General features: G+C 66.0%; 4 protein-coding genes (1 of these 4 only partly in view). 2 read left to right on the top strand and 2 right to left on the bottom strand.

The window, feature by feature from the left end; translation table 11 throughout:
* Positions 1-670 precede the first annotated feature (670 nt).
* Positions 671-5206 carry a hypothetical protein gene (locus tag LFM09_RS46460; protein WP_414103057.1) on the top strand — a complete coding sequence of 1512 codons (4536 nt, stop codon included), beginning with the start codon at positions 671-673 and terminating at the stop codon, positions 5204-5206.
* 298 nt (positions 5207-5504) lie between these two features.
* Positions 5505-8606 carry a BTAD domain-containing putative transcriptional regulator gene (locus LFM09_RS46455; RefSeq protein ID WP_414103056.1) on the top strand — a complete coding sequence of 1034 codons (3102 nt, stop codon included), beginning with the start codon at positions 5505-5507 and terminating at the stop codon, positions 8604-8606.
* Positions 8607-8837: 231 nt separating this feature from the next.
* On the opposite strand, the gene LFM09_RS46450 is transcribed toward LFM09_RS46455, so the two are convergent.
* A complete protein-coding gene (locus LFM09_RS46450) occupies positions 8838-9443 on the bottom strand; it encodes a type VII secretion system-associated protein (protein ID WP_414103055.1) in 606 nt (201 codons plus the stop codon).
* A 91-nt stretch (positions 9444-9534) separates the two neighbouring features.
* Positions 9535-23051, bottom strand: partial view of a prolyl oligopeptidase family serine peptidase gene (locus LFM09_RS46445; RefSeq protein ID WP_414103054.1) — the end only. It continues 39262 nt past the right edge of the window; the window shows 13517 of its 52779 coding nt (coding positions 39263-52779); its start codon lies off the right edge, out of view — the gene reads right to left on this strand; its stop codon occupies positions 9535-9537.

Below are 23051 nucleotides of genomic sequence, written 5' to 3'. Positions count from 1 at the left end.
CGGTGAGCAGCTGCCGGCCTACGCGGCTGCGCCGCCGGCCTATGACGATCAGGGTGGAAGGCCCCCGGTCTACACCGGGACCGCCGGGCCCACGATCGCCGGGTCTGCTGGGTCTGCTGGGTCTGCTGGGTCTGCTGGGCCGGTAGGGGCTTCTGGCGGTGCCGGCGGTGGGAACGGTGCCGCGTCCACCGGCACCGCGTCCACCGGCACCGCGTCGGCTGTGACGGGCCTGGACGACCTTGATTCGCCGGCGAACGCGGCCGCTGTGGCGGGTTCGGTGGCGGGTTCGGTGGCGGGTTCGGTGGCGGCGTCGAACGGGCCGAGCCTGGGCGGGCCGAGCCTGGGCGAGGGGCCGGCCTGGGAGCTCGGCGCACCCGTGTCGGGACCAGTGTCCGGTGTGGACTCGCANNNCGGCGCACCCGTGTCGGGACCAACCTCCACAGTGGACTCATCAGCGACCGGTGTGAACTCATTGGTGTCCGGTGTGAACTCGCCGGTGTCCATGGCGCCGTCGCCGGTCGCGTCGGCGAACACTGCCGTGGCGTCGGCTGTGACAGGCCCAAACATCCCGGCCGCGGCGGCGAACGTCTCCGCCTCGCCGACCGCGCCGAACACGACCGGTCAGTCCGTGCCGGCGGGTCAGTCCGTGTCGTCTCAGCCGGGTGTGGGCGTGACGCCGAAGGGCGAGATCAAGCAGACCGGTTCCATGCCGCTTGCCACCGAGACCGCCGCACCCGCGAGTGCGGCGGAGCTCACCACGACGGCGAGGACCGGTGTCGTGCCCGAGTCGGCCACGCCGGCCGGGCCGAACGTGCCGAACGCCGAGCGGGACGTGGACACCGGCTCGTTGTCCAGCCGATCGGACACAGACCCCAAGCACGGCACGGAGTCCGGCGCGAGCACCACCGCCGACCGTGACACCGACCATGACACCGCGTTGCTCATCGAGGTGAACTCGCAGCTACGCCGCTGGGGCTGGCCCGAAACCCTGAGCTCCCAGGATCTCTCACACACGCTGGCACGGCTGTCCACCCAGGACGTGACCCTGCCTGAGGACACCAAGGGCCGCGGACGACTGGTAGCCGAAACCGTGATCTCGGGAACGATCGCCCGCCAACGCGGCGGCATCGGTTCGCTGCTGACATCGCTGAACAACGGCACACACTCCCCAACCCCCGACACACCACAGGACCATCTGGAACAGGGCCATGTGGAACTGGGCGACGTGCGGCTGCGCGCCGTGCCGATCGGCGACTTCTACCGCCTGGGCGACCACGAGCTGTACATCGCCGCCGACGCAGTGAACCACGGCACACCCGACGAGAAACGCGCGCTGGGCGAACAGGTACAGAAATTCCTCGGCGACGGCCTGACCCTGCACCGCGGCGTGCCCGCCTGGCACCCCGACTGGCACCACATCCGCAACGGCGTCATCCCCTCACCCGACGGCAACCTCAACCCCGACTTCACCGACCGCGAGACAAGCTTCATCCCGTTCACCACCGACCTCCACACCGCCACCACCGACGCCACCACCCACCACGGCCCCACCCCCGCCGACAACCTCCGCTTCGTCACCGGCTACAACCCCGACGACCCGGACTTCCCCATCGGCATGATCCTCACAACCACCCTGTCCACCGCGAACGACACCCCAGTCGTCCTGATCGACAGCCACACCGCACAAGTCGGCGGCCCCATCGTCAGCTACCACGAACACCTGCTCACCATGAGCACACCTGCCACAACCGTCCCCGGCAACCACAACACCACTGAGAACAAGACCGACAACCGTGTCGTCCGCGGCTCCACCATGCCCCCACGACCCGGCCTCAACGACACCGCGGACTACATCTCGACACACGGGCACCTGCTCCCAGACCCCCGACCACAACCCAGCAAGGGCAAAACACGCGCAGGCGAGCCTTCCGCCCCGTTGCGCCGCACCGAAGACCTGCCGAACTCTCTTCCCCGGCCGAGCACCACTGAGATCCCGGGGCCCGTCCATCAAGTGGTAAGCGACTTGCATGCCAGGGCTTCACACCACAGCGACCCAGCCGTCGACACCGCCCGGTTCTCCCCGTCGGGACCGATCGCCGCACCCACCCCGCCAGGCGCACACAGCACCAACGATCCGCTTTCCGTCTACCCGGTCCACACGCTGGCCGAGGCCGAGCCGCGGCCGTCGGCTGACTCAACGTGGAAGGCCGCCGTGGATCTGCTTCACCTGAGTGGCGTGACCGCCCTGTTCGTCGAACACATCACCGATCCGGCAGTGCGTGATGCGCGACTGGCAGAAATCGTCAACGAGGTGCGCCGAGACCTTTCAACCTACGGCACCGAGTCAATCGCCGCGCTCGCCGGCGTCTTCGCAGAAGTGCTAGGAACTCTGGAAGATCAAGGACAGTCGGGCACACTGCTCGCGGACCGCGGCTCAGTGGTGGTTGGTAATGCGATTGCCAACTTCCGTGCGCGCACACAAAAGTCGGGGCCAGTAGCACGAATGGTCCCAAATGCTTCACGTGTTAGCCACTCCCCTCCCTTGGAGACAGATGCGGTCGGCGAGTTCAATGATCCGCATCGTGTTACCGACGCGGCCAACCCGTCGAGAAGTCATCTCGTCGCCGCCGCGGAGGCAGGGGACACGCCAACCGGAGCAGACCATCTCGAGGTGGCCGATGACACGTTGGTAGGCGCGGTTTCCGACTCGAGCCCGCCAGGCCTGCCCATTTCCCGGAGAATGCCGACTAGAATTTCCCGGACTCCCATGCCGGCAATGCGTGAACTTCCAATTTGGGCAAGCCAACGACTTGTCGGGCAAGATCAGAAAGATCCACATGACAATCGCTTCACACCAACTTCCCTGTCATTAGCACAACTCACGGATCTAGCCGACCGCATCGCCAAATCAGACGTTGACCAGCCGTCGCAGGCGTGCATTTACTACCTGGAGCAGCTGGGATACAACCTGTACGTCGGCGGACCGCGCCCGGCGGCGCACTTGGATGACTCCACCGTGGGAACAATCGACAGCAGATATCAGATTCTGCCAGGACCGGGATGGACACGACGATCAGATTCTTCGGACATCACAACCGCGCTGTTAAAACTGGGAAGAACAGGGTGGTCAGCATTCGTCCTGGGTAGCACTGCTCACGCGAAGGCGCCCCAGGGGCACGCGATCGTCGCGCACTACAGCAACGACCGCGGGGTCGTTTGGATCGATCCGCAACGCAAGCCCGGAAAGCGCGTCACAGCCAGCCCTCCTTCGCATTTGACCTCATTTCACATGATCGTTACAGACGCAACCGGTAGAGCAATGAGACTCGACCTCCCAGAAAACCCGGAATCCCATTCAACTCCCTCCGCCTCAATCGATCCTCAAGACAGAGTCATGTACACGGGTATTGGTGGCGAGTACGAAAAGCCCTACGAACTGATTGCCCCGAAGGGCTGGGTGTGGCGCACCGACCAGCCACTCGTAAGCGTCAGCGGAATTTTGGACATCATGCCCGAGCATATGGGCATTTGGAAGGATTCATCCGGCCGCACGTATCAATCGAAGGAAGATGCCCGAGCTCAGGGTGTCAAAGCCTTCAGCGAGAGTTGCTACGGAGTAGAAATTGTGGACCACCCCATCGCAGCAATCGAGGGAGACGACGGCCGGGCGGCTTTCGAGAAAGCTCGACGGTGGAGGAAGGACGTCAACTCGCGCTTGGCGAACGCAAGCAGTAGACCTAACGGTAGCGCCCTTGTCGATGTCTTTCCATCCAGCCAAGGGTACAAAGTGGCTCCAAATGCAAGAGAGGTGAGAGTCAAGGGGCTTCGCGGGCACATCCTCGCGGACTCGTACAGTCAATTCACGCTAGGGACGCCGATTGACGGCGTCAGTAAGCTTTTTGAGGAAATTTCCTCCTTGACCGGAATTCGCACACTGAAAGAATCGACAAAATTCGGGGAGCGCGTTGCCCTGAATTTCATTGAGCAAATGATTCCAGACAGCTCTCCAGCTTATGTCAAATCCACACTCTTGGAGCATCGCTCGGCCAACGAAGTGCGGTCGTTCGCAACCCTCCTGTATTCGCAAATCGTGGCGACCCTCGAGTGGATCTATGAGGACCTTGCGCACGGGTTGATAAAGCATCACGCACCGGTGGCGTGCCGAACCTCGCTCGACGCCATCTGGGCCGTGCTGACGAGCGATGCACAAGATTACTTTAATGGGAACCAAGACTACCTGGTTGACGAACTTGTGAAGCTGTACCACTCTCGGCGTTCCGACTTTGTACGCAAGGTAAAAGAGTCCAAGGTTATCGAGGAGACGTTGCGTGACGATCCCAATGCTCCCATGAGCCGAGATCCGAACAGGTTTCTGGAAAACCACGTTCGTTTGGTCTTGACGTCCGCCGTGGATCCGTCCTATACGGGGTCGTTTAGAGGGCAGCGTGACGTCATTGGCATGAACAAGAATATGGATGAGATGGACACCAACGAGGGAAGGATGAAGTATCCGCTGCTCTTGCTTGAATTGAGAGAGGTTTTTCCGGATGACACAACAGACCATGAGGATAACATCAACCTGCAACGCGTCTCGGGGTGGGCGCAGCAGTGCTATCGAAGGTCGGAGGTCTACCGTCGATATCGATTCGGAATTCGAGAGTTCGCCGTCAGGCTAGGCCGGGATCACCTGGGTCGCCAACTCATGGATTTGATCCACAAGTTTAACGGCCCCTGGCCGTCCGCTCACGTGCAGAATTTGCACAGTGGCTTCAGTGTCGCCGCAATGGCGTTCTTGGAAAACGGGGAAGTCGGGTCAGCCGGCTCCTTACTGGGAAGTTCTGCCGTGCTGAGAAGCGCCCTACCTTCGGGCTCTCTTGCTCACGGCGCCCTGTGGCATCAACTAGCTGGTATTGAATTCACGTTGAGTCGATTCTTGATCCTTGCCGCCGAGGCCGCGAAGCTTCTTTCCGGCCATGCATCAGTCAAGGGACCGCTGCCGATAATCGGCAGTAAGAGAACATTCTCCCTGCGCAACCTGAACCTTCAGGTGAACTGGTTCGACATTGACTCAACCAACCTCCGGTTGAGTGAGTTTGGATATAATCCTGACTATGCAGGGATTGCGTCACAGATTGCTCTGCCGATCGTTCGAAATGCCCTGAACGCGTCCCGTCTTGACAAGGTCAAAATATTGCCTGGCGGCTAAATTTCCTGCGTCAAGCGTGCCCAAGTGGGCCTCCCCTGCCATCGGACCGGTGCCGCGCACCACCGCAAGTAGGTGCCTGGATGAACAGCGTTGTGGTTATGTTCCCCTCGAAGGAAGACCTGGGCGGACGTCTGGTGTTCCCCGCCGCCAGGACGAGCGCGGTCCGGCCACGATACCGGCCAAGACGCATTCGCTAGCACCACGGACGTCTGAATCATGGCGATGTGGAGTCAGGCCCAGCTTCTTGCCGCGCACCGGACTGCAACCGGCTCAATGAGTCGGCGCGTAGCATGCGCGCATGGTCGCCTTCCTGCTATCTGGGTCGAGTGCGCGGATTGTGCGGGGCACACCGGGCTTGAAGTTCGCGGTGCTCGGTCCGGTGCAGGTGCGGCGGGATGACGCGGAACTGAACCTGGGTTCGCCGCAACAGCGGCTGACGCTGGCCGTGTTGCTGCTCGCGCGAGGCAGGATGGTGCATGCTGCGGAGATCGTCTCGGCGCTGTGGGCGGAGGAGGAACCCCCGTCGGCGCGAGCAACCGTCCGGACTTACGTGCACCGGTTGCGGCGGGTGCTCAGTGGCAACGGGACCGACAGCGACTGCATGTTGCGCTCGGTCGGGAACGGCTACCAGCTGCTGGTGGCGAAGGGTGCGCTCGACTTCGACCGCTTCCTCGCGGCACGGAGCACTGCAGGGCTGGCACGAGGCAACGGCGACGTGGAGCAGGCCTCCCGGCTACTGCGCGAAGCCATCGGCGAGTGGGGTGGTGACGCGCTCGCGGGACTGCCCGGTGAGTGGGCCAGGTCCGAACGGCGACGGCTCGGGCACCTCGGTTTTCAGACTGCCGAATCGCTCGCCGAACTCGAGCTGGAAAGCGAGCCGGGCGCCTGCGCGGATCTCGTGGAGCGGCTGGCAACGCTCGCGGAGTCGGAGCCGTTGCGGGAGCACGTGCACGAACTACTGATGCTGGCGCTCTACCGGTCCGGCCGACCGGCCGAAGCACTCACGACCTTCGAGCATGTCCGGGCCGCGTTGCGCGACGAGCTCGGTGTCGACCCCGGCCCCGCACTGCGCGAATTGCACGAGCAGATCCTGCGCTCCGACGCGGCGCTGCTGTCGGCGCCACCGTCCCCCGCTCAGGTCGCTGTGCGTCCAGCACAAATGCCCGCCCCCCTGCCCGTCTTCAGCGGCAGGCGCGCCGAACTCGCCGAGCTCACCGCCCGAATGGAGATCGATCCCGCACCGAATGTCGTTGTGGTGCACGGAACCGCCGGCGTCGGCAAAACCACCTTCGCGATCCATTGGGCCACGCGGGCTAAACCGTCCTATCCGGATGGGCAGCTTTACGTCAATCTGCGCGGCTTCGAAGCAGGCAGTGTCGCCAGAGAACCAGAAGAGGTGCTAAGCGAACTTCTAGCTGCGCTCGGCGTGCCCTCCGCAGAGCAGCCCTCGGGATTGGACGCGCTGGCCGCCCGCTACCGCACCGCCCTCGCCAGCCGACGCATGCTGGTCGTGCTCGACAACGCACGAAGCGACATTCAGGTACTTCCATTGCTGCCAGGCGGCACGGACAGCCTGACGCTGATCACCAGTCGGTTGGAGCTGACCGGGACCGCGGTCACCACGGGCGCCCACGCGGTGCAGCTCGGTCTGCTGGACGACCGGGAGTCCGCCGACCTCATGTCGCGGAGACTCGGCAGGGAGCGGGTCGCCGCCGAACCCGACGCCATGCGGGCGATCGCGACCGCATGTGCCAGGTTGCCGCTGGCGCTCGCGGTGGTGTCCGCGCGAATCGCCCGCAACCGGCGGCTACGGCTCTCCGACATCGCGAACGACCTGCGCCACCATGCCGGAAGCCGTCTGGACGCGCTGAGCGTGACCGATCCGAGCGCCGACCTGCGGTCCTTGCTGTCGTGGTCATACAATGCGCTGCCGGAGCCCGCCTGCCGTCTGTTCCGCTTGTTGTCATTGATGCCCAGCTCCGAGTTCACGCTAGAAGCGACAGCCAGCCTGACCGCACTGCCGATCCGGCAGGCGCTCGACGCGATGCGGGAATTGACCAGAGCGTGCCTGGTCACCCCTCAACGCGGCCGGTACGGCTGGCACGATCTGCTCCGCGACTACGCAGGGGAACTCCTGGAAGAGACGGAGACAGCGGACGAGATCCGCGCGGCCCAGCGCCGCCTGCTCGATCACCACATCTCCCTCAGCCGCGCCGCGGCGGCCGCGATTGATCCGAACAACGACGACCAGCCGCCTCCAATGGACATCGCCGCCGGAGTGCAGCCGGGCCCGGTATTCGACGATCATTCCGCACGAGCGATGCTCGCCACGGAATACTCGACCGTCCTGGCGCTGATCCGGCGGGCAGACGACATCGGGTTCGAGCAGCACACCTGGTACCTCGCGTGGTACCTGCGCCGCTTCTTGCACTGGACCGGCCGCATCGAGGATCTCGCCACGTGCAACGAGATCGCTTTGCGGGCGGCACAACGAACGGACGACCAGCTCGGAGTGGGTTACGCACACAGATCGCTCTCGTTCGTGGCCAAGTGGCGCGACAACGCCGTCGGTGCCCACCGGCATCTCGACCACGCACTCGCGGCGTTCACCGCCGCCGCCGACCACCTGGCGCAGGCCTACGTGCACCGCCAGGCCGTCGGCATTCTGATCGACCACCGTCTGGGCGCGGGTCAGTACGACGCGGCGTTCGAACGCCTCGAACAGGCGCGAGCACTCATGCGTGCCGAAGACAGGTTCGATCTCGAAACCTCGCTGTTGACCCCCGCAGCCCGAATCCTGTGGCAGGCGGGCAGAACAGAAGAGGCCATCGAGGCCGGCCTGATCGCCCGCACGCGTAACGCAGAACAAGGACGGAAGTCGGATCTGACCGATGTCCTGGACGTCCTCGCCTTCGCCCACGCGAAGCTCGGCGACCACCAGACTGCCATCAAGTTCAAAGAGGAGCGCATCGCACTGATCACAAGGACTGACAATTCTGGCAACTTGGTAAACCTGCGCGAGCTGCTGGCTTTCGAGATGATCGAGTTGATCAGCCTCCTCCTAGGCGGTAACGAGCACGCGCGGGCGGAAGCGACGCAGCGCGAACTGCTGCAACGACTCCGGCTGGAACTGACGGACCCTCTCTTCGTCGAGGCTGGCCAAGCCGCAGATGACCTGCACGCCCTGCTCGCCGACCTGGACGCACTGATGTCCACCGACCAACCCGATCGCAAGTGGTACGCCGCTTGCGAGGCGATCTTCCGTCGCGCCGGCGACGTGGCCGATCAGGCCGGCGCGCTTCGGTGGATGGCCCACATGGTTCCCGACGGAGTCATCACAATGACGTCCGACCACCACGAGACCGCACCTCACGCCATCACGCCGGAACAGCGTCGATGACGCAACAGATCCGTGCGCCACAGACATCCCGTTCGCGCGAACAGGCTGCTCATCGACGATCGTTCTACAATTTGACGCTGCCGGCCGAGCAGTCCGCAGTGCTCAGGCGAATCGTTCCCCTCGGAAGACCCCGTCCTAGACGTACCCGGTGCGGCAACGGCGCGCGTTCGACAATTCGGCAAGGTCGCGTGTGCCGCCGGGTACTTCCCCTCCGCCCGGTGGTTTGCCAGCCTATTCCTTCACGTTCTCGGTGAAGACATCGCCGATCAACCGGATCGACGCAGGCCCGCCAGGGTTGAACAACACGTCTACTCCGTGTTCCTGCGCCAGGTCGCTCAACTCCGCCGCCGTGAGCTCGCCACGCCAGTTGTCCGTGTTCACGCGAAACCGCTGTGCGGGAGCCGTCGAGACCAACAGCGACGGCACGTCGTCCGGAGACGGCGCGATGACGGGCCGCCCGCCCTCGTCCAGCGCCACGTCGAACACGCTCTCCCTGATCACCGCGAACAACGCGTCCGAGTCGGCCTCGCCCCGCATCAGGAGCTGTATCGTCGCGTCCACGGGGTCGGTCGGCGACCCGGGCTGAGACGGTCGGTAGTCGGGATTAGCGCGAAACCGCCCAACCGTGCCGTTCGCAGTGACCAGCCAGCCTCCGATGACCGCCTCAAGTGGTGGTCCCTCGACCTCGCCGTCAGCCTGCTCGGCGACCTCGTCCGATGTGTCCGCGACTGGCTCGGCGGCCTGCCAGGCCGGGTCGATCAGGAACACCCACTGATCGTCGTCAGCGGGCTGGTCCGCTTGCTGGTTACCGGATCGGTCATCATCCGCCGCAGTCATGTCGTGCCCTTTTCGTCGAAACGTTGAAAACCCTGGTATGCCCCTGCTTGCGAAAGCGAAGGGTATCGCTCCTGCCCTCGTTCGACCGGCCTCACCGCGGCTGGTCGTCCCAGAAGGCCGGTAATGCCGCCTTGGCGCCCTCGTTGCCGTCGACCGCCAACCGGAACAACGCGTTGCGTGCGGGCTGGACGCCGGCCTGGCCCGCCTCCACCAGTCCCGCCACATCCACGAGGGCCCCGAGCGCGCTGACGGCTGCCACGTTCCCGGACTTCGCCAGGTCGACCAGTGCCGTGCGGGCCTCGGCCATCCCAGCCAGCTCCGCCAGCACCAGGACGTCACCGCGCGTGACGAACACCTGCGTCGCGGCCACGTTCCCAGCCCGCGCGATGTCGAGCAACGCCGTGTCAGCGGCGCCGGCGCCCTCGTTCCCGGCCGCGACGAGACCGTCGACGTCGGCCAGGCGTGCCAGCGCGCCAATGGCGGACGCGTTGCCCGCCTTCGCCAGGTCCCACAGAGCCGCACGGGCCGCGGCCACGTCCGACCGCGCCAGCCCGGTCAGCGCTAGTATGTCCGCGGTTCGCACGAATACCTGCACGGCCTCCGCGTTCCCCAGGGCGGCGAGTTCGACCAGGTCCCCCCAGGCGGCCCCCACGCCGTTCTGGTGCAGTTCGGCAAGACCCGGCACATTCCCCTGCTCACGGTATTCCCGCACGAGGGTCTCGACGGAGTCGAGCACGACTTCCACGCGCGCCGCATCTCGCCGATCCGCTGACGGTGGCTCCGCGATCCCGACCAGCCTCACCCGGCGCACCAGGGCGTGGAAATACTCGTCGGACCGGATCGCCGACCGGTTCTTGAACTCCTCGACGTACAAGGTGATCCGCCTGCGCAGCTCGGTCCATGTCGCCTGTGCACGCCGAAGCGCCTGGTTCCGCGCGGCCGCCATGTCCGTGCCCCAGTAGGACCACGCTGCCCGGCTGTGCGCGGTGATCGTGAGCACCGGGACCTCGCCGCCTGAGTACTCGAGTTCGGCGAGCAGTTCGATCAGCCGCTCCGCCAGGATCCGGACCTCCGGTGAGCCCTTGATCAAATCAGGATCAGGCTCGCCCGCCTCCCATGCCGCGGGAGCGAAGTGGGCTACCGTGGTCAGTGCGCTGTAGTCCCACACCGGCCGCTGCCGAGGCGTCTCCATCGCGTTCATGGTCACCGGCCGCCGCACGACGTTCGCGGGGTAGTCCCAGGTCGCTTTTCCGGTCGCCGTGAACGGCTCCCAACCCTCGGTACCGCCCACCGGCACCCGGACCCAGGGCCACGGACGGGTCCGGGCAGGCACACGGTACAGGTCAATCACAGCGGTGACCTGGCTCCGGATGTCGTCGTGGTTCGCCGCGACCTGCAGCGCCAGCGCCAGCAACGTTTCCCCCTCGATGTGCTTGGAGGTCAGTTCCCGGTGCAGCTCACGCAGGTCGAGGATCCCGTTGTTCTCGGACACCAACACCCTCAGACGGTCGACTGTCTTGTCGATCAACGCGACCGTGCCACCGCGGTCGGCCAGTGTGAGCAGCTCACCCGCAGGCTTGACGTCCGACGGCACGTACTGCCAGCCCAGCTGCAGCGCCTGCCTGATCTCGCCGAGTTCGGCGTCGCGGTCGGCCCTGGGAGAGGTGGTGAGGTGGCCGCCGCCGGTCACCCTCAGCGTGGCCGCACCTGACCGGTCAACGGCGACGTCGACGTCGTGGGTCGCCGCGACCACCCTCCGGTCGCGGAGCGGTGCCAAGCCGGCGCCGAGATCAAAGGCGAACCCACCGGCCCGGTTGACCCGCCCGGCGTCCGGCGTGAGCAGCAGCAGCGGCTTGCCGCCGCGCTCCGGCCGCAAGTGCGAGAGAAGTACGGCCGCGAACTCGGACCCGCTCACCCGCACCTCGCCGATCGACTCGACGGCCACGACCGCCGTGTGCTCGTCAGCGCTCACCACGACCACCTCGTAGCCGTCCGGCGGCAGCTCCACGGCCAGCTCTCTGGATCCTGCGGCGGACAACGGGTCGGTGAGCACTATCCGGCCGACACCGGTCCTTCCCAGCGCGTCGAGCACTTCGGGTGACCAGAGGTCCGTGTCGCCGGAGGGAAACACCAGACCGCCGCGATCGTCGTCGACAGTCAAGGGCGCCGACCGGACGTCGACTGCCGCGAACCGGCGCACTCGCCCTGCGGCATCCCGCCCGGAAACAAGCGCCCTGTTCCAGTCTTCCTCGGCGTGCACCTGTGCGTAAGCCCTGCCACTTACGTCTCCGGCGAACGCAAGGCGTTCGATCGACGCCAACCCCTCCTCACCGGCGCCGAGGTGGTCCGCGACGTGCCCAGCGAGCACCTCCGGCGTGTCCTCGATCCGCCATGCGTCCCGCATCGATTGCGCCGACGAACCCATCGGGGCAACAGTCACGGTCAAGTGGGCATGCTCTTCCGGGGAGTCCGCCCGGACCACCTGCACCTGGAATCGGTCACCGCTCACGGGCAGCACGGCGTCGGTGCCGAAGGCCCGGTCCACGCCGACGACGAGGTCACGCCAGAACGCAGCCCGCTGATGCGGCGAGGTGCTTTCAGTGAAGACCAGCCGGATCTTCAGCTGAACTTCGCGCACCCAGATACCGGGGTAGACCTCCACGCGGCTGACGTCGTAGACGACTGTCCGGCCACGCTCGTCCGTCATTTCGACAGCAGCCTTCGGCGCGCGGTGCCGCACCTCGTCGAGGTCCGCCACGTCGACCGGTGCTGTGGCCAGGAGCGATCGCAGCTCGTCGAAGACGGTGATCCCGTACCACCTGTGTGCCAACGCGAGCAGGAGCACGTCCGCGCCGTCCGCCCTCACCGTGCGCAGCGCGCGAAACGCCGCGAGCACCGCTTCGGCGGGTGTGAAATGCGGGGCTCTGATCCGCTGGTCGATGGCTTCCATCAACGCCAGGGCGCCCCTGCGGTCGTCCAGCGTGAACGGAATGTCCGTCCGCACACCGTCGTACGCCCAACCGGCCGCGTGGGCCCAGGCGAGTTCGGCGGCCACCGCCTCCCGGTTCTCGCCACCGAAGATCCGTACGTAGCCGCCGTCCGGCACCATCAGCTCGGGCCGATGGGGCCAGGACGGCTTCGTGCCTACTGCGACCCGGCGCTCGTAACCGAGTTCCGCCAAGCTCTCCTGCAGGTACTCGGCCAACAGCAGATGGCTGTCCTCGTCCGAATACGTCGTGACCGCCAAGAAGATCAACGCCCCGTCGGGGTGTCCGTCGAGCGCGCCGAAGGAGCGGAGCAGGTGCGCGAGCGCGAACCCGTCCACCCGGACGTCGTCCAGGCCTGGCACGGTGATCAGCGCGTACTGTCCGCTCGTCCGCACTCCGACCACGAGGACGTCGTCCGGAGACATCACCGGCGGAATCCAGTCGTAGCTCCGAGACCGCAGACCGGAGAAGAAGAGGCTCTCCCTGACCTCGACGCGCACAGGCTCGGGCTCCAGGAGCCAGTTGGACAACTCCACGTCGCTGAAGGCGCCGAAGAGATCCAGGCGAACCAGCAGTCCGTCGTGACGCAGCAGCTCGTGCGGCACCTGGCCCGCCGCGACGCGAACGTCCACCAGTGCGCCGCCGTGCGTGATTCGGCCCAGCACAACTGCTCCTGTCAGTTGCTCTCCGGACATCTCTTCGTTGGTCCAGGTGCCGTCGCGGGACACAGCGGACAGCTCGGACTCGACGGCGCCGCTCGGCTGACTCTGCACCAACTGACCGAAGACCGGCTCGGTCACGGACTCCGCTGGAACGGGTTCGGTGTCAGCACGCAGAACCTGTGCGGCGGTGCTCACGAGCGCCGTCACAGCTGGGTCGTCCGGACCAGCGGAGGACAACGCCGTGGCGAGCATCATGACCGCCGAGACGAGCTCGGACCGGGTAGCCGGGACGGCGTCCAGCAAACGGTCCAGGTGCCCGGCTTCGGCGAGTAAGTCGAGTGCCTGCGCGGTCCGCTCGACCTGCTCTGTCGCCGTGGCGTCTGTGCCCTGAAGAGCCGCCATCAGGTCGAACAGCACCCGGCCCGCCTCGACCGCGTGGGACGAGCGGGTCAGCACCACGTCCGTGACCCCGAACAGCTCCATTAGGCCTTGGGCCTTGACGAATTCGGTTGCCAGCCACACGGCCGAGGCGGCTCCCTCCAGCCGGTGCCGATCCGCGACCTGCCGGACCACCTCGCGCAACACGGACCGGGTTGCCTCAGCTCGTGCACCGGAAGCGGCTTTGGCCGTCAGCGGAGCCAGTTCCTCGTACACGGCCGGGGCGATCACCCGCAGCCCCCGAACATCCCCGGCGGCCGCCAATGCCCGTGCGGCGGCGGCATCGCCGTGCTCGGCGAGGTCCACCAGCAAGGACGCATCGCTGTTCACAGCCAGGTCGTCCAGCGCCACCCGAGCGGGCTCACTGCCGGCCTCGGCGGCTGCCACGAGCGAACCGAGATCGCCCCGCCGTGCCACCAGGTCGACCGCCGTCTTGTCACCGTTGGCCGCAAGCTGGGTGATGCCTGCGTACGCGGACTCGTTGCCCCGCTCCAGCGCATCAGCGAGGCCTACGGCGTCACCGGTCCGCACCAGTGCTCGCACCGCGGCGGGCGAGCCCTCTACGGCCAGCTCGCGGACCAGCGACTTCGCCACCCTGTGCGGCTCCAGCGGTGGAGGTACGTCGATCAGGCCAGTGAGCACACCGATCGCCGTCCGGCCGTCCAGCTCAGGATGGTTGTCAACATCACCGATGCGCACCAGCGCGGCGACGGCGTGCACCTGGCCAGAGCCCGCCAGCTCCACGAGCGCTTGCCGCGCGACGGAATCACCATGCGAAGCGAGCCGGGTCAGCGCGGTGAACGACTCACGATGCCCCTCGCCCGCCAGCGTGACGATCGCGGCACGGGCTTGGTGGTCGTCACCCTTGGCCACCTCGAACAGAGACGGCGTCGGCGCAGGCGGGGTCTTGCCGTGGAGCGCCCGGTAGGAGGTGTCGCGCACCATCGAGGCCTGCGCCGGTTCGCCCACGACCATCGCCGATCCCGCCAAAGCGGCGTGCTCGATGCTCCAGGCCTCACGCGGCACGAGCCGCGCGACGGAGGTGTACAGACCATCCGACATCAAGCCCCGGTTGCTGACTTGACGGCTGAGGACCGGACCGAGCACCCGCCCATCCCTACCCCTGTGCACTGCGCCTTTCGTCATGTTCTGGAAAATCGCTGGGAACCGATAGGCGTCGTACAGACCCAAGGTGTGGCCCAGCTCGTGCGCGAGGGTGTGGTCGTTGTCGCGGAGGCCGAAGGAATGCTGGCTGCTGGGGTCGCCATCCGGGTGGACGGCGACGTTCACGGTCGCGTCAGCGGGTGAGTTGACGAACTCGACCCGCACGTGCAGCTGATCACCCGAAGGCAGGCGGTATCCCTGGTTGTAGAACCAGTTCACACCCCGCCGCATCGCGTTCTTGATGGCCTCTACCCGCTCTGCCTCCGCGTCCCCAGGCACCTGCAGGAAGACCTTGACAGTGAACTCCTTCACCCAACGTCCGGGTTCGACCTCCATGCGCCTGAGTTCGTAGGCGGCGTCGATCTCCTCGAACGCGGGACCGATCAGGATCCTCGGCCGGCCGCCGGGCTCGGCGCTCGGCACGATCATGGACTGGTCCGACACCGAGAACGGCGCCGTCCGGATGAGCGCGGGGGTGGCATTCCCCCGCAGATGCTCCCACCGACTCACGTGCATGGGCCGGTCCGGCTCCATCCAGTCTGCAGAGTCCGCAGTGCTGTGACGCCAGCTCGCGTCGTCAAGGACCATCTGCTGCGGCGACCCGCCATGGCGGCTGTCGTAGGTTTCGTCCTCAATGACCGGCATGCCCGGCATGCCCGGCGAGCCCGCCAACATCGCGGACTCTTCGTCCTCGCTCTGCCTGGTCACGTCGGGCTGGACGAGCGATCGCCCCATGGCGGGTGGCCCCACCGACGGCTTCAGGGTCACGGTGACCCTCGCGGCTTCCAGGCGGGGAGTCGAGTTCGGCAGGGCGATGCCCGACACCTCGTCCGTCACGATCCGGTCCGCGGAAAGGGAGTCTGCGGCGTGCGGGGCCAGTGACGCCAGGTGCTGCCCGACCAGCCGGTGCAGGGAGAACCCGACCTGGTCCGCACGCCGGGCAGCCTTGGTCCGGACACGCGCTTCGTCCCTGTCGAACAGCCCCATCCGCGCGTGTCCGACGATCTCGACAACGGGCAGCAGGACCTTGTCATCATCGTTCTCGACGGCGATCTCCGCCGTTGTGCGCGCGAAGTCGTCGAGCTGATCGGGCTTGATCAGGTTGGTCGACAGGTCGATGTCAACGTCCAGCTGGTCCGCCATGACGACCTCGCCCGACCGCAACGGCGCAGCCAAGCCCAGCGGCACGAGCACGACAGGCCTCCGGACCTCCCGCGTCTCGTGGTTCCACAACGACTTGCCTGTGACCGTGAAGCGCGACCGCGCCAGGTCGTGCAGAGGTACCTTCTCCCACCGGTCGGAGGACTTCCGCACCAGCTTGCGGTCCGTCACCGTCCGGACCTCGGGGAACGTGCGGTCGGCTGCGATGACGGAAAGCACCACGGCCAGCACCAGGTCGGGACGCTTGTGCTCCGCGTCCGCCCTCTCGTGAGCCGCGACCAGGTCGAGGTCGCCGCCCCTGGCGATCACTGTGGCGCGAAGGTCGGCCACGATGCCGTTTACCAAAGCCAGCGTCGCCGCACGGTCGGACAACGGGATCTGGGTGTCGGCGGTGCGCGTCCGCGCTGGCGCGTACATCCAGTCTGACTGCGCCGCTGTCACGAGCTCGCCCACCACCGGATCGTCATCAGCGGCGGTGGTCGGGCCGACGACGTTCCAGCTCCCACCGTTCTCCACGCTGACCGACGACGTCCACGTTCCGTCGAGGTGCGGGTCGTGGTGAGGGTCCATCACGACGATCTCGGAACCCCCGGCGACGCGCACGTTCAGACCTCTCCTGGCGAACAGCCGCTGCGCGGCGTGCATGAACCCCCGTTCCTCCCCCAGACCCGAGATCGAGCAGGACACGAACACGACAAGGCCACCGTCCGGGACGCCGTCGAACACATCGGTGTCGAGGGCCACCCGGACGAATTCGCTCGGCCGCACACCCACCTGGCCGATGGCAGTCACGTAAAGGACACCGTTGGTGTTCGTGCCGTGGAACGCCAGCACCCTGGTATGAGGGTCGTCGAGACCAGCCAGCTGGACCGGCATCCTCCTTGTCCCAGTGGCATCTACCATGAAGAGGGCCGTCGCCCGGTTCCGCATCAAGATCCAGTCACGCACACCGGTGAGGTTGGCGAAGATCACTCCGACCGCGCGACCGTCCTTAGTCACCACCCCCTTGGACACCTGGTCGCTCAAGAACATGCGCCGACCTCCGGCGTGGTCGGAACCGTGCAGCCACCGCCCGGTGGCCGGATCGGGCAAATCGGTGTGCACCAGGTCCCGCAAGCCGTTTCGAACGGGTGTGTTCTCCAGCATCGCGAGCTGCCGCGCCGTCAACGTCGTGGTCGCGTCCTCGTCGAACGCACCGAGCAGGTCAGCGACTGCCTGGCCGAGCTGGTCCGAGTCCAGGTCCGTGCGCCATCCCATCCGCGTCACCGGCCGCTCCGCGGAGGGGTCGTCGACGAGGACCTCTACATGAGCGCTCCAGTCGTCCTCCGCCCGGACCACCTGCACCCTCAGGTGGTCGCCCGAGGTCGGCAGCACGTGCCCCTGGTTGAAAGTGCTGTCGACACCGCGCCGCAACGCGAGCCAGAAGTCATCGCGCACCGTTCGCTTCTGCCCCTGCTGGAACAGCGCGTAGACGACCACCGTGAGCTCGCGGACCCACACCCCGGGCTGTACCTCGATCCGACGAACGTCGTAGACCACGGGGCCGCGGGGAGTCTCTGGCACTACCACGCGGTTGACCGGCGCCGCTGACCGGTACATGTCAAGTTCGGCTTGCGAGGCCACCGGGTTGCCCGCAGCTAGCGCGGGCAACGTTTCGACCGTGCTCGCCGACGTCCCTGGGAAGTCGTTGTCGATCTCGCTCACCGAGGTGGTCGGAGCCAGTTCCAGGATGTCCGAAGCGTCCCGGACGCGCGACGGGCCCGCTCCCGGCGTCGCGAGGTCGTCATCGGCCGTTCTGCTCGGGGCACCACCACGCGGCATCGCGCTGGAAACCAACCGGATCCCGAGCATCCGCGCAATACCACCGACGAGCTCCTCGGCCCGCCGCTCAACATCCGGCTCCCCAGCCGCCTGCATCACGAGCATCCTCGCCGCGACCGAATGCACCACCAAACCGTACAAAGCCTGATAACCGCGATCAGCAGACGTATAGGAACCAACATCGAACTTCGGCAACTGCACAACATCGGCAACAATCTCCGACGCCTCACTGATCAAGCGCGCACGCACATCCAGCGGCTCCTCATCAAGCCGCAATCGCTCCCACCGATACGTCTCCCGCAACTCCCCCACCCGCACAGATGACACCACAACTCCCGAAGGCGCACGCACCTCACGCTCGAAGGAGAAAGTGCGATCGCTGTCCTCGAGTTGCTCATTTGCCGTTGTGCCCTCCTCGTCGAACAACGCATAAGTGTTCGACATCTGTGCAGCCAGCTCGTCGGCTTCGTCGTCCTGTGCACTCGCGAGGAGTTCCACGATCCCGAACAGCTCACCGCCGAGCTTCTCGTGGTTGAGGTCACGCTCGAGCAGGAGCTCCACGAGCCCGTGCCGCGTGGCGACGTCGAAGGCAGCGGAGAACGCGGACGCCGCGACACCGGCGTCACCCAGATCGTCTGGCGTCATCCGGTCCATCACCGCGTAAATGGCCGCGTGCAGCGCGAACGCGACGGCCTCGCTGTTCATGCCGGTGGAGGTCAGCCGGTCGACCAGTCCCGCGTTGTCGGCGAGCACCATCGCGTTGGTCACGGAGTCGTACTCGGTCGTGACGGGTGCCGGGACAGGCCGCGCACTGGCCTGCTCGATCAGCCCGAACAACCACATCCCTCCGCCGTCGAGCTGGTCGTCCGACCGGAACCGACTGGTGATGACCTTGAAGCGGGACCTGGGCGTGAACACGATCTCCGCAAGGCCAGCAGGCTCGAACAGAGCCGAAATGTCCCTTCCGGTCGTGGAGTGGATGGTGAAGGCGATGTTCTCGTCACCGCGCAGCCGGGCGATCAGGGCACCGCTGGTGAACACGTTCTCGGACACCATCGAGCCGGGTTGGTACCGCGCCGCGACAGTGTGCAGTTGGTCTGCGGGCACGTGAGCGGCCCGTATGACCGCGCCGTGGTGCGCCGGGAGTTGGTTCAGACCCGACATGAGCGTCCTGACCGCGTGGCCGTGTCTGGAGATGGCCTCGGGCTCGGCGGTGCGCAGCGCGTGGTCCAGCTCACCACTCACGAACGCCGACACCGCGACCAGGTCCTCCTCCGGAATGCCGGCGAGGTGGCTGGCCCCTGGCCTGGCGGCCCGAATTCCTTTCGCGTGCCGCTCGTAGTCGGCGATCGAGCTCCTGAACCGTCGTCGGTCCCTGGCAGTGCTGCGGAAGCCCTCGTCGAAGTACTCGAGGTCCGGATCTGCGGCGACCGACCTGCTGTCCACAGCGGACAATGGAGGCTCGAGCATCGTGTGTTCCGACTCCGCGTCGAACTTCGGCGCCACCTCGACGCCACCCTCGACGTCGAGAATCTGATCGATGCCCCAGCGCAGCGCCGCCGCAATCTGGTTCAGCGTGAAGCCGCCTGAGAACAGCAGCGATGCCGACGGCACTACGACCGGCGGGAAGCCGTTGGCGAGCAACAGCCTGTGCAGCAACAGGTACACGTTCAATCTGCCATTGCCATCACCGAACACGTGCAGCACGTGCAGAGTGCGCACGAGGCGCCCGATCGCCCGTAGCCGGTCGTGGTCTGACTTCGCCGCGTCGAGCTCGGCGTAGTAGGCGTCGAACGCCGCGTCCACCAGGGCGGGAGCATCGTCGGCTTCGTAGGAGCGGAGGAACTCCCAGGTCGCACCGGATCGCCCTGCGCTGAGGAACACGTGGCCTCGTTCTTCGTCGCCCGCGAGCTCAGGCTCGATCGTGTTCACCAGCGGCCGGCCGAGCAGTTCGTCGTCGAACAGGTCAGCGGCTGGTTCCTCGGCGCCCAGGTAGAAATCCCGGAACACGTTCGCGCCCACGACCTGGAAGTAGTCCTTGTCTTCCGCGCGCGCCTTGACATGGCTGGTCACCAGCCCGTACATCCGCTCGTACTCCAGCCAACCGACCCGTTCAACGATGCGGGCCGGGTCGTCCAGTATCGAATGGAAAGCCGTCACCATGTCGCGCTGGAATCCAGGGGATGCCTCGGCGTCATAGCGACCGCCGGGGTTGACCGGATCCATCTCGAGTGCCTCTGCGTGGTGGCGCGGGTCGAGGTAGAGCCGCCACCACTTGCGCTCGGGCACGACCTCGCTCAGCTTTTCGGTTCCGGAGCGGGCCAGCTCCGGGATCATGCCGCCCCATCGGTCCAGCAGGTCGTCAAGCCAGCTCGTGACGGTGCGGGTGTGGTCGAGCACAGTCTCGTTGTCCGACATCACCGGGTGTTCGAGCAGGCGATCGGCTTCCGGGACTCCGTGTTTCAAGGTCACCTCGTCCAGCGAATGACCGGATGGAGCCTGTGCGACCGGCGGGAGCCGGGCCGTCGTGGTCGCACGCCCTGTGACGCCGTCGAACTCGATCCGCCGCAGGTCGTCGGTCATCTGACCGCTCGCTGGGAACTCGGCGGCACTCCCCGAAGGCGGTTCCTCGTCGTCCTGGGCATCGGCATCGCTTGGGTCGGGCAGCCGCAGGTCGTCAGGAACAGGTTCCTTCGAGTCCTCACCTGAGAGCGTCCACCACAAGAACTCGTAGGCGAGCGCGAGTTCGTGCGCGGACTGTTCGTTGTCCAAATTGGCGTGCCCACCGGTACCGGACTCGTAGAGCCACGCTCTGTGGCCCTGCGCCGACATCTTCGCGGCCATCTTGCGCGCGTGGCTGGGATGCACCCGGTCGTCGCTGGTCGAGGTCATGAACAGGGCGGGAGGGTAGGCACGTCCGCCCTCGACGTGCCGGTATGGCGAGTGTCGGATGAGCGCGGGCAACTCTGCGGGGTCTGCGGGATCGCCGTACTCAGCGGTAAATGACTGGCCCACCTCGAACTCGGTGAACCGTTCCATGTCCAACAACGGCACTTCAGAGACGACTGCACCGAAATCATCCGGGTAGTGGGTGAGCATGACGCCCACCGCCAGGCCACCGCTGCTCGCGCCGCGGACGCCGAGCCGGTCCGGGGTGGTGATTCCGCGCCGGACGAGATCCTTCGCCACAGCGGCGAGGTCCTCGTACACCAAGTGACGTCCGGACTTGACCGACTGCGCGTGCCACGCTGGGTACTCGCCACCACCACGAATGTTCGCCACGACATAGGTGCCGCCACGTGCCAGCCAGCTGATCCCCACCGCACTGCGGTAGCTGGGCGTCTCCGCAAGACCGAATGCGCCATATGCGTACAGCAGGGTAGGACCGTCGATCCCGCCACGCGGTGTCACGACGAAGTACGGCACCCGTGTGCCGTCTTCGGACGGCGCGAAGTGCTGCTGGACGGACATTCCGTCGGCGTCGAAGAAGTCCTGTTCCTGCTTGAGCACCTCGATCTCACCGTCGACGGTGCCGAGGCTCAACTGGGGCGGCATCAGGAAGCCTTCGATCACAACGAGGTACGTGTCGTCGTGCGCGGGGTTGGTGCCGGAGATCCGAACAGAGCTGTTCGGGGGCGCCACGGCCAGAGAGCGCTCCCGCCAGGGCCCGTCTGCGGTCGGGGTCAACGCCCGGAGGTCGTCGGTGACGTCCGTCATCGTCACCAGCAACAGGTGGTTACGTGTCCAGGCATACTGGCGGACCGAGGTACGCCCGTCCGGCGTGAACAGCCTTGTGAACGTCCTCTCTCCTTCTAGGAACGAGTCGACCTTGATGGCCAGCATTGCGCCTGCCGGGTGCACCACACCGCCGATGTCCCATGGCGTCTCAAGCTGGACGACCATCCACTCGCCGAAGATGCTGATGGATGAGTCGTCTGGTGTCTCCAACTCTCGCAGGTTGCCGTCGGCAGCTCGCAGGTAGGTGACCCCATTGTTGAAATCCAGGTCGTGAAGAACGAAATCGCGCCCGTCCTGCGGCTGCCGGTAAGCCCTTGCCCCCACGTCGTCAGGTCCAGCCCGGAAGATCTCGGTCGCCGCTGACAACGGCTCGCCCCTGCGCCATTCCTTGACCACCAGCGGATACCCGGAAGCGCCCAGCGAGCCCGCGCCGAAGTCGGTGGCTACGTAGATCCGGTCCACGTCGATCCAGGAAATGGCGTGTCTGCCGGCGGGCAAGACGAAACCGTCCGGTGCGAACTCCCGCGTGTCGAGGTCGAACTCCCGGACCACGGCGTTGTCACCACCCAGTTCGGACAGTTCGACCAGCACCCGGTGCCCGTCCGGTGAGACCTGCGGCTGGGTCAGCCAGTACCAGTCCACACCTTCGGCCGCGCCGAGCGCATCCAGGTCGAGCAGGTTCTCCCAGACCGGTTCGGCCCCGCGATACTCCGCGATCGTGGTACGGCGCCACAACCCGCGTGGGTTGTCAGCATCCTGCCGCAGGTCGTAGAGGTAGCCGTCCCGCAGTGTCAAATCAGGCAGGCCGTCCTCGGTGTCGAACGCCGAACGCAAATCGCTCCGCAGCTTGCGGAACCGCGCCGAGGAACCGAACTTCGAAACCGTCTCGGCATTGCGCGCGTCGATCCACTCCCGCACCGCGTTGTCGTCGGTCGAACCCTCCAGCCACTGATGCGGATCGGCGGAGGACGGCGTGGTCGTCTGCGCGGCGGGCGGCAGAAGAGAGTCGTCGTCGCGACTGGCCGTCGCCTCTACACCCGAACTCGCCTCCGGCAGGCGCAGTCCGTCACTCAACCGATCACGCTCGTTGGGTGGCTTAAGAGCAACTGCGTCGGAGCCGTCGCCATCGTTCAGTCCTAGATCCTGGCGACTATCGGCTCGGTCATCCAGGCCGGCACCGAAGTTGATGGTCAACCCAAGGCCCAGTTCTGACAACGCAGGCGACGCAGGTCCCGATTCCGAAGAATCACCGACATCCGATCGCTGCCTCTTGGCGGGACTGAATGAGGCGAGCTCGGTACCGTCCCCGAAATCCACGTCGGACTCGTCCGACGACCAGTCAAGGTAGTTGCCCCCAGGCGGTTCATCCTGACCGTCTCCCCCGCGACGCCCGGCACCGAACCCGTCATCGCCGTCGATGTCCTCATCACCGCTGTGAACGCTGTCATCTTCAGCAAAGCTGTCGTCGGTGTCCTGTTCTGCGACGAGGGCCGGTCCTGCGTCACGCGGACCGCGGTAGCTGCTCGATGCTGGTTCGGGCACTGACCCGAGAGCGTCGGCGGTCCTCTCGATCCTGAACAGATCGCGAGGTTTGATCGACGCGGACAACCTGTCAAACCCGTCAGTCATGAGGCCGT

The organism is Lentzea alba, assembly GCF_047445655.1.
GTDB classification, from domain to species: domain Bacteria; phylum Actinomycetota; class Actinomycetes; order Mycobacteriales; family Pseudonocardiaceae; genus Lentzea; species Lentzea alba_A.
The sequence above is the reverse complement of the archived record's forward strand: the minus strand, read 5'-3'. Positions and strand labels throughout refer to the sequence as shown.

Coding starts and splice junctions, on each gene's coding strand:
- LFM09_RS46455 (WP_414103056.1), top strand. CDS start 5,505: ATGGTCGCCTTCCTGCTATCTGGGTCGAGTGCGCGGATTGTGCGGGGC.
- LFM09_RS46450 (WP_414103055.1), bottom strand. CDS start 9,443: ATGACTGCGGCGGATGATGACCGATCCGGTAACCAGCAAGCGGACCAG.